At 59.0% G+C, this 12,646-nt stretch carries 12 protein-coding genes; 3 read left to right on the plus strand and 9 right to left on the minus strand.

Annotated features, from left to right (window positions below; genetic code table 11):
- Window positions 1–173: 173 nt before the first annotated feature.
- The 6 genes from msrQ to ACIPL0_RS16070 form a co-directional block, all read right to left on the minus strand.
- The gene (gene msrQ, locus ACIPL0_RS16045; RefSeq protein WP_400597746.1) at window positions 174–794 is read right to left on the minus strand and encodes a protein-methionine-sulfoxide reductase heme-binding subunit MsrQ; all 621 of its coding nucleotides are present in this window, start codon (window positions 792–794) and stop codon (window positions 174–176) included.
- Window positions 794–1,807 carry a protein-methionine-sulfoxide reductase catalytic subunit MsrP gene (gene msrP, locus ACIPL0_RS16050; RefSeq protein WP_400597744.1) on the minus strand — a complete coding sequence of 338 codons (1,014 nt, stop codon included), beginning with the start codon at window positions 1,805–1,807 and terminating at the stop codon, window positions 794–796. The genes msrQ and msrP overlap by 1 nt, the downstream gene beginning before the upstream one ends.
- Before the next feature lie 71 nt (window positions 1,808–1,878).
- Window positions 1,879–2,727, minus strand: a complete 849-nt coding sequence (gene pssA, locus ACIPL0_RS16055; protein ID WP_400597742.1) for a CDP-diacylglycerol--serine O-phosphatidyltransferase — start codon at window positions 2,725–2,727, stop codon at window positions 1,879–1,881.
- 153 nt (window positions 2,728–2,880) lie between these two features.
- Window positions 2,881–3,897 carry a ketol-acid reductoisomerase gene (gene ilvC, locus ACIPL0_RS16060; protein WP_400597740.1) on the minus strand — a complete coding sequence of 339 codons (1,017 nt, stop codon included), beginning with the start codon at window positions 3,895–3,897 and terminating at the stop codon, window positions 2,881–2,883.
- Window positions 3,898–3,944: 47 nt separating this feature from the next.
- Complete coding sequence (ilvN, locus tag ACIPL0_RS16065) at window positions 3,945–4,436, minus strand: acetolactate synthase small subunit (protein ID WP_093469284.1); 492 nt, start codon at window positions 4,434–4,436, stop codon at window positions 3,945–3,947.
- Window positions 4,437–4,438: 2 nt separating this feature from the next.
- Window positions 4,439–6,163, minus strand: a complete 1,725-nt coding sequence (locus tag ACIPL0_RS16070) for an acetolactate synthase 3 large subunit (RefSeq protein WP_400597737.1) — start codon at window positions 6,161–6,163, stop codon at window positions 4,439–4,441.
- Between the two features lie 409 nt (window positions 6,164–6,572).
- On the opposite strand from ACIPL0_RS16070, the gene ACIPL0_RS16075 reads away from it, so the two are divergent.
- Window positions 6,573–7,001, plus strand: a complete 429-nt coding sequence (locus ACIPL0_RS16075; RefSeq protein WP_400597735.1) for a DUF4124 domain-containing protein — start codon at window positions 6,573–6,575, stop codon at window positions 6,999–7,001.
- Window positions 7,002–7,004: 3 nt separating this feature from the next.
- Here the strand turns inward: ACIPL0_RS16075 and ACIPL0_RS16080 are convergent, their stop codons facing one another.
- The 3 genes from ACIPL0_RS16080 to mrcB are packed head-to-tail and all read right to left on the minus strand — an operon-like array spanning window position 7,005 to window position 10,410.
- Window positions 7,005–7,334, minus strand: a complete 330-nt coding sequence (locus tag ACIPL0_RS16080) for a YqcC family protein (protein WP_400597733.1) — start codon at window positions 7,332–7,334, stop codon at window positions 7,005–7,007.
- Window positions 7,327–8,073 (minus strand): tetratricopeptide repeat protein, encoded by a 747-nt coding sequence (locus ACIPL0_RS16085; protein WP_400597732.1) that lies wholly within the window; start codon window positions 8,071–8,073, stop codon window positions 7,327–7,329. The genes ACIPL0_RS16080 and ACIPL0_RS16085 overlap by 8 nt, the downstream gene beginning before the upstream one ends.
- A 15-nt stretch (window positions 8,074–8,088) precedes the next feature.
- Entirely contained in the window at window positions 8,089–10,410 is a 2,322-nt protein-coding gene (mrcB, locus tag ACIPL0_RS16090; protein WP_400597730.1) for a penicillin-binding protein 1B, read from the minus strand.
- A gap of 132 nt (window positions 10,411–10,542) precedes the next feature.
- Here mrcB and ACIPL0_RS16095 point away from each other — a divergent pair, with 132 nt between their 5' ends.
- Both ACIPL0_RS16095 and ACIPL0_RS16100 read left to right on the plus strand, forming a co-directional pair.
- A complete protein-coding gene (locus ACIPL0_RS16095; protein ID WP_400597728.1) occupies window positions 10,543–12,078 on the plus strand; it encodes an AAA family ATPase in 1,536 nt (511 codons plus the stop codon).
- Between the two features lie 98 nt (window positions 12,079–12,176).
- Window positions 12,177–12,521, plus strand: coding sequence for a pentapeptide repeat-containing protein (locus tag ACIPL0_RS16100; RefSeq protein WP_400597726.1), 345 nt, complete (start codon window positions 12,177–12,179; stop codon window positions 12,519–12,521).
- Window positions 12,522–12,646: the final 125 nt, after the last annotated feature.

A 12,646-nucleotide genomic window follows, 5' to 3' on the forward strand; every position in this document is an offset into this window, starting at 1 on the left:
TTACAACCTGCTGTCAACCACCTTTTTCACCGCTGTCGATTCGAACATCTAAACCGAAGCACTTCCTCGCTGACTTATCGTCTAACTCGTTGATACTCAAGGAGTTTTCCGTTCCGTCTGCGCCGGAAGTGGGGCGAATTATAGAGACATCCGCTGGCGCGTCAAGCACTTATTTAAACTTTTGTTACAGCGCCTGATTTTCGGCCGGGGCGACGCGAGATCCGTCGCATAACAGGAGGGATACGGAGCAGTAACATCAGTCCACCAATGCCTGCATATATGGACCATTCCTTGAGATCGGCTCGAACGATCCACAACATGTGCAACAACCCAAGCCCCAGCACTATATAGACAAGCCGATGGAGCTTCTTCCAACGGGCACCGAGCCGACGCTGACTAAAGCGATTGGAAGTCACCGCCAAAGCCAGCAGACAAAGGAAGGCCAGGCTTCCGACAATGATGTAGGGCCTCTTCACCAGCTCGACGCCCAACTGCGCCCAGTCGAAACCCAGGATGAAAAAGCCGTAAGCCAGCATGTGCAGCACAACATAGGTGAAGCACCACAGCCCCAACTGGCGCCGCACGGCGATCCAACCAGCCCAGCCGGTCATGCGTTGCAGGGGTGTCATCGCCAGCGTGATCAGCAGCAACACCAGAGTCCCCAGCCCCAGGCGATCCACCAGTACCTTTCCAGGATCAGGCCCCAAGGCAAAGATCCAAGCCTGGTACAGCCACAACACGGGTGCAATGCAACAAGCAAAGAAGACAGCCAGACGCCAGAACAGATAACGCATCAGTAGTTTTTCCGAAGATCCATGCCCGTATAGAGAGCAGCCACTTGCTCGCCATAGCCGTTGAACATTTCCGTTTGCCGGATATTAGGGCTGAACAGGCTCCCCGGCAGGCGTCGCTCGTGGGCCTGGGTCCAGCGCGGATGATCGACCGTCGGATTCACGTTGGCATAGAAGCCGTATTCATCCGCAGCGATGCTCTGCCACGTCGTCTTGGGCTGATCGCTCACCAGACTGATGCGCACAATGGATTTCACACTCTTGAATCCGTACTTCCAGGGCACTACGAGACGCAATGGCGCCCCATTCTGATTAGGCAGTTCACGTCCATACATGCCGACCGCGAGAATCGCCAGCGGATTCATTGCCTCATCCAGGCGTAGCCCCTCTACATACGGCCAGTCGATCAATGCAAAGCCGGAGCGCTGCCCCGGCATGCTCTTGGGATCCTGAAGCGTTTCAAACCGAATGAACCTTGCGTTCGATGTAGGTTCGACCTGCTTGAGCAGTTCGGAGATGGGAAACCCCATCCATGGAATGACCATCGACCACGCTTCAACACAGCGAAGCCGGTAGATGCGTTCTTCCAACTGATAGGGCTTCATGAAATCTTCAAGCGCATATCGACCCGGCTTGCCTACCTCGCCATCAATCACCACGGTCCATGGCTCGGTCTTCAGGGAACCGGCGTTCGTTGCTGGATCGCCCTTGTCCGTACCGAACTCATAGAAGTTGTTGTAGTGGGTCGCATCCTTGAAAGGCGTGATCGATTCATCCTTGACAGTAACGGCCTGCCAGCGGGTGTCGGGAAGCTTGTTCTTGAACCAGCCTGGCGCAGCGCCAGGTTCGACGCCCGCATACTGCGACACCTCCCCTGCTTCAGCGGAAAGCGGCAGTCCGGCAAGCGCGAGCCCTGCCATGGCTCCCCCAAGCAGGGAGCGGCGAGAAAGATAGAAGGATTCGGGAGTGACATCCGACTCTTTACAAGCGGATGCGGCAGGGATCTTGATAAGCATGAGAGCTCCGCAATCTGTAAACACATAAACCTTATAGACTGCAGAGCTCGCTGTGAAATGTATCTCTTGGTCTACTTATTGCGGCGCAGACGCAGCAGGTACTGCACCGGACCAGATGCTGCATAACCGAGGAAGATCAGCAGCAAAATGCGTGGCGGATCGCTGAATACCACAGCAAACACCAACACGACCGCCAGAATGGCAACGAACGGCACGCGCCCCTTGAGATCCAGCTCCTTGAAACTGTTGTACTTGATGTTGCTGACCATCAGCATGCCCGCAGCCGCCACCAGCAGCGCGACAAGAAACGACAGCTTGGAACCCTGAATTCCGTAATCGCTGAACGCCCAGACCGTACCGGCAACCACTCCGGCAGCTGCCGGGCTGGCCAGACCGATGAAGTAGCGCTTATCAGCCTTGCCCACCTGGGTATTGAAGCGCGCCAGCCGCAACGCAGCCCCTGCCACGTAGATAAAGGCAACCATCCAGCCGACCTTGCCCATATCCCCCAGCGCCCAGCCGAAAGCCAGCAATGCCGGCGCTACACCGAAGGCAACCATGTCGGACAGCGAGTCATACTCGGCGCCGAACGCGCTCTGGGTGTTGGTCATGCGTGCAACGCGGCCGTCCAGACCATCCAGCACCATGGCCACGAAGATAGCGATGGCGGCGAAGGCGAAGTACTTGCTCGCTCCCGCCTGATCACCGGCGCTCATGGCGCTCTGGGCGCTCATGGCACTGATGATGGCGTAGAAACCGGCAAACAGGTTGGCCGTGGTGAACAAGTTGGGCAGCAAATAGATACCGCGATGGCGGACCTTGCGTCCGTCGGCATCGTGGCCTTCTTCTATATGCTCATCGATCGGTAGCAGGCTTTCGGCGTCTGAGGGCTTGTTCGGCTCTTCGGGACGTTCGCTCATGGACAATACCTTGCAGCAATGAATTTTCGACAGATGCTCGCCGCGACACGACGCCGGCAAACGATGCAGCTTTATACCAGATGAGCCCCCATAACGAAAAAACGCGACCCTGAGGTCGCGTTTTTCCTGAAGCAGAACCGGATTCGATGAATCTTAGTTCTTGGTCTGGTCAACAATCTTGTTGGCCGCGATCCAAGGCATCATCGAGCGCAGTTGCTCGCCGATGACTTCAATGCCATGGGCCTTGTTGTTGCGACGCTTGGCAGTCATCGATGGGTAGCCGGTAGCACCTTCAGCGATGAACATCTTCGCGTATTCACCATCCTGGATGCGCTTCAGAGCGTTGCGCATGGCCTGACGGGATTCGGCGTTGATGACTTCAGGGCCGGTCACGTACTCGCCGTATTCGGCGTTGTTGGAGATCGAGTAGTTCATGTTGGCGATACCGCCTTCGTACATGAGGTCAACGATCAGCTTCAGTTCGTGCAGGCATTCGAAGTAGGCCATTTCTGGCGCGTAGCCAGCTTCAACCAGGGTTTCGAAACCGGCTTTGACCAGCTCGACGGTACCGCCACACAGAACAGCCTGCTCGCCGAACAGGTCGGTTTCAGTCTCGTCCTTGAAGGTGGTTTCGATGATGCCGGTACGGCCGCCGCCAACGCCCGAAGCGTAGGACAGAGCGACGTTTTTGGCGTTGCCCGAAGCGTCCTGGTAAACAGCGATCAGGTCAGGGATACCGCCGCCTTTGACGAATTCGGTACGAACGGTGTGGCCTGGTGCTTTCGGCGCGATCATGATCACGTCCAGGTCGGAACGAGGCACGACCTGGTTGTAGTGGATCGCAAAGCCGTGGGAGAAGGCCAGGGTAGCGCCCTTCTTGATGTTCGGCTCGATTTCGTTCTTGTACAGTTGGGACTGGAACTCGTCCGGAGTCAGGATCATGACCAGGTCGGCAGCGGCAACGGCCGAGGCAACATCAGTCACTTTCAGGCCGTGGGCTTCAGCCTTGGCGACGGTAGCCGAACCTTTACGCAGACCAACGGTGACATCAACGCCGGAGTCTTTCAGGTTGCACGCTTGAGCGTGGCCCTGCGAACCGTAACCGATGATGGCAACTTTCTTGCCCTGGATGATCGAAAGGTCGCAGTCTTTGTCGTAATAAACTTTCATGAAATTCCCCTGTTATCTTGGCCGCTCGGGCCATTCGCTAAATTTGATTAGATGCTCAGCACTTTGTCGCCGCGGGCAATGCCCGTAACGCCGCTGCGTACGGTTTCCAGGATGGCGGTGGTGCCAATGGCCTGAATAAAACTATCCAGTTTGTCGCTCGTCCCTGTCAGCTGCACGGTGTAGACACTGCTGGAAACATCAACGATCTGGCCGCGGAAGATATCCGTGGTGCGCTTGATTTCGGCACGCTGGGCGCCGGTGGCCTTGACCTTGATCAGCATCAGTTCGCGCTCGATGTGAGCACTTTCCGACAGATCGACCAGCTTGACCACTTCAACCAGCTTGTTGAGGTTTTTGGTGATCTGCTCGATCACCTCATCATGACCAACCGTGGTCAGCGTCAGACGCGACAGGGTCGGGTCTTCGGTTGGCGCCACGGTCAGGCTTTCGATGTTGTAGTTGCGCTGCGAGAACAGACCGACGACGCGAGACAAGGCACCCGGCTCGTTTTCCAGCAAAAGCGAAATGATGTGCCGCATGGTTAGGTACGCTCCGTCTTGCTCAGCCACATGTCACGCATCGCGCCGTCTTTGATCTGCATCGGATAGACGTGCTCGTTCGGGTCGACCTGGATATCGAGCAACACCAGACGATCTTTCATGGCGAACGCCTTTTCCATCGTCGGTTTGAGATCCTTCAGGTCGGTAACGCGCAGACCGACGTGACCATAAGCCTCGGCCAGCTTGACGAAGTCAGGCAGCGATTCCATGTAGGAATGTGCATGACGTGCGCCGTAGCTCATGTCTTGCCACTGACGGACCATGCCGAGCACGCCGTTGTTGAGCAGAACGATCTTCACCGGCAGGTTGTGCTGCAGGCAGGTCGACAGTTCCTGGATGTTCATCTGGATGCTGCCTTCGCCGGTGACGCAGGCCACGTCGGCATCCGGGAAGCTCAGTTTGACGCCCATTGCTGCCGGGAAACCGAAGCCCATCGTGCCCAGGCCACCGGAGTTGATCCAGCGGTTAGGCTTGTTGAAACGGTAATACTGCGCAGCGTACATCTGGTGCTGACCCACGTCGGAAGCGACGTACGCATCACCATTGGTGACTTCGCTGAGGGTCTCGATAACGGTCTGCGGCTTGATGATGCTGCCGTCGCCCTTGTTGTAAGGGAACATGTCGCGGCCACCGCGCCACTCTTCGATCTGCTTCCACCAGGTCGCAACCGATTCCTTGTTCGGCGTCTCGCCAATCTCTTTGAAGATGGCGACCATTTCGGTCAGGACGCTTTCAACAGGCCCCACGATCGGCACATCGGCCTTGATGGTCTTGGAGATCGAAGCCGGGTCGATGTCGATGTGAATGATCTTGGCACCCGGGCAGAAGCGCGGCGCACCGTTGATCACGCGATCGTCGAAACGCGCACCGACAGCCAGGATCACGTCCGAATGGTGCATGGTCAGGTTGGCGGTGTAGCTGCCGTGCATGCCCAGCATGCCGACGAACTGGCGGTCAGTACCCGGATAGGCGCCCAGACCCATCAGTGTATTGGTGACCGGAGCGTTCAGCAGTTGTGCCAGTTCGGTCAACGGCGCGGAGCCGTTGCCTAGAATGACACCACCGCCGGCGTAGATCACCGGACGCTTGGCCGCCAGCAGCATTTCCACAGCCTTGCGGATCTGGCCGGAGTGGCCACGTACTGCCGGGCTGTACGAACGCAGCTTGGTCTTTTTCGGGTAGATGTATTCGAACTTCTCGGCCGGGTTGGTCATGTCTTTCGGAATATCGACAACGACCGGACCTGGACGGCCGGACTCGGCCAGATAGAAAGCCTTTTTCAGCACTTCCGGGATTTCCGAAGCGTGCTTGACCATGAAGCTGTGCTTCACGATAGGACGCGAGATACCGATCATGTCGGTTTCCTGGAAGGCGTCGGTGCCGACCATGAAACTCGGAACCTGAGCGGTCAGGACGACCATCGGGATCGAGTCCATGTACGCCGTGGCGATACCGGTGATGACGTTGGTAGCACCAGGACCCGAAGTCACCAGTACCACGCCAGCCTTGCCGGTTGCGCGCGCATAACCGTCAGCCATGTGCGTGGCTGCCTGCTCATGACGTACGAGAATGTGTTGAACTGCTGGTTCTTTGAACAGCGCGTCGTAGATATGCAATGCGGCACCGCCCGGGTACCCATAGATATACTTGACGCCTTCGTCACGCAAAAAGCGGACGATCATTTCCCCGCCAGATAAAAGCTCCACGTTGTCCACCTCTAAAACGCCAGAAATCCGTCCACTCAAACTGAAGACGGGTCTTAATAGGTTTACTGCCAGCAGAGCATGAGCGACGGTGGTCGCCGACTACGTCAGCACTGACTGAGCAAGTATTGGGATCGCCCCATGAGTGTTTCGGGGTCTTCCCACCCAGCGCGAGGTAACGCGTTGCGGGTGTTACAGGTCGGCGCGGGTGTGCGCCTCATGATCTACCGAGCGGGTCTGCTTCTGGCAGTCCCTCTACAGCGGACTTTGGATTGTTCTGATTCAACCCTCTCAAGTCAAGTCATCCCTGCGCTTTCTTCGCTCATGAAGCGAGAAAAAGCACTGAATGAGGTCGTTGGCCTGCGCTTGTGATAGGTTTCCTCGACACAGCCACCGATGTTAAGGAAGCAGTATGCGCTGGACGATGTTTGCAGCCGCGCTGACGCTGGCGGCCGGTTCTGCAGCCGGCCAGGCCGCCCAGATCTTCAAATGGGTCGACGCACAGGGAATCACGCATTTCGACGCACAGCCGCCTGCCGGTCAGGCCGCGCAGGAAATCGACACCCAGAAACCCGTAGCGCCGCCGCCCTCCACGCCTGCCGCACAGCCCGACGCATCGGCCGAGCAGCGCGCCATCGACAGCAAGGTGAAGAAACAGGTGGCGGCGCAGGAGAGCAAACGCCAGGCGTACTGCGAACAGCAACGCACCAATCTTGCTCAACTGCAGAACAATCCACGGGTACGCGAAGAAGTGAACGGCGAGTTTCGCCGTTTCACCGAAGAAGAACGTCAGGCCCGTATCGTCGAGGTCAAGAAGTCCATCGACGATAACTGCAACTGAATGTCAGGCTGACTCGCTGATCAGGCGATCGAACTGCGCCAGCAGCTCTTGCAGTTGCCGGGTCTCCGTAGCACGAGTGGCGTAGACCATCTGCGCCATTTCCAGAATCCCGGAAGCGTTGGGCAGCGCGAGATCCTGTTCGAGGATGGTCTTCATGCGCGGCAGGAAGATCCATTGCAGCCACTGATCGAAATCCAGTGTGTCGACACAGAATGGCTCCCGACTGGACAGCGCTTCGTCGCTGGGCGGCACGTCCTCCCAGCGCCCGAGAATCCGTAGCTCACGCTCGATCAGCAGAAGCTGATCGGCGATTTGCAGAAAACGCTTATCCATTGGCTTTTTGCCGCGCCAGTGCTGCGCCAGCAGGATCGCCCTGCTTCTCACGCGACTGAGCAATCAGGTTCCACAGGCTGGCTTGCAGGCTGGTGCGACCATTGGCATAGGTCAGGCCACGACGAGCCAGCTGTTCGGCCTGAGCCGCATCCCCCTGCGCCAGACGCACTTGCGCCAGACGATACAGCACTTGTGGCTCGCGAGGCGCTACACGCTGAGCACGCTCAAGACTCGACGCTGCGCCATTGAGGTCGCCGCCGCTCTGCTGTTGCTGAGCAGTGGTCAGCAGCGCCAGTACCGGCCCGTCCAGCTGTTCATCAGCGGACAGACCACCGCTGCTGGAAGCCGATGGAATGCCTGTCGGCGCCGACGGCGGCATGTTGTAAGTGTTGCTGTTCACGGCCGGTGGCGTGTAGGTGTTATTGATCGGCGCCTGATTGACCGGCGAAGTGTCGATCGGTGCCGTATTGATCGGCGGAGCATAGCTCGAGATCGGTGCCGCGCTGGCATTCGCACCGCCCGGCACCATGACCACCACACCGGAATCTTCAGGAATGGCCTGGGATTGCGCCTGGGCCTGCACCGGCGCGCGGTAGGCCGCGTTGCGGTTGGCCGATACGCGCTCGCTGTTGGAAACGCGAGAGCCAGAATCCACCACCGGAATGTTTCCGCGCGTCTGGGTCGCACAACCGCTGAGCAAAGCCAGAGCCGTTAAAGCCGGAATACACCACTTGTTCACTTCACACCCCTTTGCTTAGTTCAACCAGCCTTTGACCCAGTCCATCACCGATTCGGCAGGCGCTGTCGGCCCGCCGCAGCTTGGACCCGGTTGCGGCTCACTGCCCCGAATATACGGCATCTGCACGGCATTCGGGCAGCTGGCATCAGTGCCCTGCCCGGTAGTGGCATTGACCCATGCCTGCACGACGTTGTCTGGCATGGCCATGTCCAGCGGCAACGGATCGGCCTTCTTCATGAAACTGGTCCAGATCTGCAAGGCGCCGGTAGCACCGGTGAACGGTGTCTTGCCGTTGTCGTCACGGCCCATCCAGACCACCGCCAGCAGGTCCTGGCTGAACCCGGCGAACCAGCTGTCACGGGAGTCGTTGGTGGTGCCGGACTTGCCTGCCAGGTTCAGCGAGCTTGGCAGCACGTTGTACACCGACTTGCCGGTACCTTCGCGCATGACGCGCTGCATGGCGTTCTGCAGCAGGTAGATGGACCCCGGATCGAAGCGTTGCTGGATCTGGAAAGGATAGCGCTTGAGTGGCTCGCCCTCAGCCGTCAACACGCTGCGAATCCCGCGCAGCGGCGTATTGAAACCGCCACTGGCGATGGTCTGGTACATGGTCGCCACTTCAATCGGACTCAGCGCGCCCGCGCCCAGCAGCATCGACGGGAACGTTGGCCAGTCGCGGTTCACCCCAAGCTTGTTGAGGGTCTTGAAGACGTTCGGCACACCGAGTTCCAGACCCAGCTTGGCGCTGGACAGGTTGTAGGAGTGCGCCAGGCCCTGGTACAGGAAAATATTGCCGTGGGCCTTGTGGTCGAAGTTCTGCGGCTTCCAGATCTGGCCGTCCGCGCCTTTGACCTGGAATGGCTCGTCAGGCACCCAACTGGTCAGCGTGTACTGTTGCGGGCGCTCCAGCGCTGTCAGGTAGATTGCCGGCTTGACCAGCGAGCCGATCGGCCGCACTGCATCCAGCGCACGGTTGAAGCCTGCAAAGCCGGCCTGACGGCTGCCGATCAGCGCCTGCACCTCACCGGTTTCCGGGTTGGTCACGACCATCGCCGTTTCCATCTCGTCGGCGCCTTTGCGACCGGCAATCTTCGCGAAACTGTCACGCACCGCAGCTTCGGATTTCATCTGCAGGATCGGGTCGAAACTGGTGAAAATCCTCAAGCCTTCTTCGGTCAAGTCTTCGTCGCGGTAGTCCTGACGCAACTGACGTTTCACCAGATCGAGGAAGTCCGGGAAGGAGCTGTCCGCCAGCGAGCCGGTCTTGGTCACACCCAGCGGCATTTTTTTCGCCGCGGCCACCGCCTCGGGCGTAGCGACGCCTTGCTGCTCCAGCAGGTCGAGCACCAGATTGCGCCGTTCCAGCGCACGATCCGGGTTACGCCGCGGGTTGTAATAGGAAGGCCCCTTGACCAGACCGACCAGCAACGCCACTTGATGGAGTTTCAGTTCGGACAACGGCTGGCTGAAGAAATACTGGCTGGCCAGACCAAAGCCGTGAACCGCGCGCTGGCCGTCCTGACCGACGAACACTTCGTTCAGATAGGCCTCAAGAATTTCCTGCTTGCTGTAATGCATCTCCAGCAGCACAGCCATCATGACTTCGGTCAGCTTGCGAGTGAGACTGCGCTCGTTGGTCAGGTAGAAGTTCTTGACCAACTGCTGGGTCAGGGTCGAACCGCCCTGACGCAACTGCCCTGCCGAAGCGTTGACCCAGAAGGCACGGACGATGGACTTCGGCGACACACCCAGATGGTGGTAGAAGTCGCGGTCCTCGACGGTAACCAGCGTATCCAGCAGATAAGGCGGCGCCTGATCGAGCTTGATCAGGATGCGGTCCTCAAGGTTTTTCGGGTACAGACCACCGATCAGCAACGGCTCCAGACGCGCTACGGCCAGCTTGCTGCCGTTGGCGGCGGTCAGGTCGGCGACATAATCGCCAGAGAAGCGCACACGGATCTGCTGTGCAGGATCGGCACCTTCATAGAACTGAAAACCACGGGTGTTGAGATCGACGGTGTTGCCGTTGACCGACGCGGCGCCGGGGCCGTTGGCGACGCTTTCGCGGCGATAGCCCAGCGCGTCGAGCTCGATCAGGAAGTCATCCCGGGACAGCTTCTGGCCGACGAACAGTTCCAGCGGCCGTGCGTAGACCTTGGCAGGAATGGTCCAGCGCTTGCCGGAAAATTTCTCCTGGACGATGGAGTCCAGATAGACAGCAAAGCAGGCCAGCACCACAAGGCCGACGAGGCTGAGTTTCAGGGCCCAGCCCAACAGGCTGCGAAGCCGGCTGTTGGCGGGTTTGGGGGCTTTTTTCGGGGTACGGGATCGTGTCATGGCGGCGGATTATACGCACTTTCAGAGTCATCGGCAGACCACCTCGACGCGGTTTCCAGCGAGGCGCCGAGCGGCCATAATGGCCTTCTTTAGTCACTTCACCATCGACTTACCATCTTTCAAGGATCGTCCGTGAGCCAGACACTGATTGCAGCCCTGCAGAACCCTGACCTGTTTCCACACCCCGTGGAGCAGTTTCAGGTCATCGAAACACATATTTCCTGGGTGCTGCTCACGGGCCCGTATGTCTACAAGATCAAGAAACCGGTCAACTTCGGCTTCCTGGACTTCACCAGCCTTTCGGCCCGCGAGCATTTCTGCCAGCAGGAACTGAAGCTCAACCAGCGCCTGACCGACAATTTGTATCTGGAAGTGTTGCCTGTCACCGGCAGCGCTGAAGCCCCGCAACTCGGCGGCGCAGGCGAAGCCATCGAATACGTGCTGAAAATGCGTCAGTTCCCTCAGGACGGCCTGCTCAGCACTCTGCAAAGCAAGGGCGAACTGACCACCGCGCACATCGATGACATGGCCCGGCAAATTGCCGAGTTCCATCTGAGCGCGCCGAAAGTTCCGGTGGAACATCCGCTGGGCACCGCCGAGAGCGTGATGGCACCGGTCACCCAGAACTTCGAGCAGATCCTGCCGTTCCTCAGCGAGAAAGCCGACCTGACTCAGTTGCAGGCGCTGGAAGCCTGGGCCAACACCAGTTTCGAACGCCTGAAGCCACTGCTGGTACAGCGCAAGAACGAAGGTTTCATTCGTGAGTGCCACGGTGATATCCACTTGGGCAACGCCACGCTGATCGATGGCAAGGTCGTGATCTTCGACTGCATCGAGTTCAACGAACCGTTCCGCATGACCGACGTGTATGCCGATCTCGGCTTCCTGGCCATGGACTTGGAAGACCGCGGCCTCAAGAGCCTGTCGCGGCGCCTGGTCAGCCAGTATCTGGAGTTGACCGGCGACTATGCCGGGCTGGAGCTGTTGAATTTCTACAAAGCCTACCGCGCCATGGTCCGCGCCAAGGTCGCGCTGTTCAGCCTGCCGGCGGACGCCGACCATGTGCAGCGCGCCACCACGCTGCGCCAGTATCGCAACTACGCCAATCTGGCGGAGAGCTACAGCGCCATTCCGTCGAATTTCCTGGCTATCACCCACGGTGTCTCGGCCGTCGGCAAAAGCCACGTCGCGATGCGACTGGTCGAGGCACTGGGCGCCGTTCGTCTGCGTTCGGACGTCGAGCGCAAGCGCCTGTTCGCCGACAGCAACGACCTGTATTCGGCAGATGTCAGCGCGGCGACCTACACCCGCCTGAACGAGCTGGCCGCCGTTGTCCTGCATGCCGGCTTTCCGGTGGTGGTCGACGCGACGTATCTCAAGCACGCTCAGCGTCAGGCCACCGCGCAGGTAGCTGAATCGACCGGCGCGCCGTTCCTGATTCTCGATTGCGCAGCGCCCAAGGCCGTCATCGCCGGCTGGCTGGCACAACGCCAGGCGCAGAACGACGATCCGTCCGATGCCACCATGGACGTCATCGAGGCACAGCTGGCCAGTCGCGAGCCGTTGACGGCTGATGAGGCCCTGCGCAGCCGACATGTGGAAACCAATGTCAGCAGCGACCTGGACAAACTGGTCACCGACATCCGTCAGTGCCTGCCCGGGCTGTAATTTCGTGAACCCGTCGTCGAGTCGTGAAGGTGTCCTCTTCACGGCTTGATGGTGGTGGCATTATAATGGCGTCAGAATTCCAACAAAGGTGGCGCCAGATGACCCAGCCCAAGCTGCTCGACTCACCGCTGTTCGCCCTGCTGCGAAAAGACGATGTGGTCACTTTCAACCGTGAACGCCCCAAAAATGCCGTGATCGACCTCTCGGGTGGTGATTTCCGAGGGTTGGACCTGCGCGAAATGGATGCTACGGACGTTGATTTCACCGACGCCTATTTCCGTTCCGCCGACCTTCGCGGTGTCGACTTCCGCACGTCGTCGCTGGAGGGTGCCAGCATCGCCCACGCACAAATTTCGGGTGCTTATTTCCCGCCCGAACTGAGTGCGGACGAGATCCTGATGTCCGTCAATTTCGGTACTCGCCTGCGCTATCGTACCCGCTGAGCCCGCTCGAACAGCCACCCGCAAGAGGTGACTGAAACCTGCCGTGCATGCGTGGACATGCCGGCAATGCGCTCTCATTTTGCCTGCCTTCCTGCGACCGTCCGGCGCCTCGCCGCGGATTTTCG

Source organism: Pseudomonas sp. NPDC090208, assembly GCF_044746785.1.
GTDB lineage: Bacteria > Pseudomonadota > Gammaproteobacteria > Pseudomonadales > Pseudomonadaceae > Aquipseudomonas.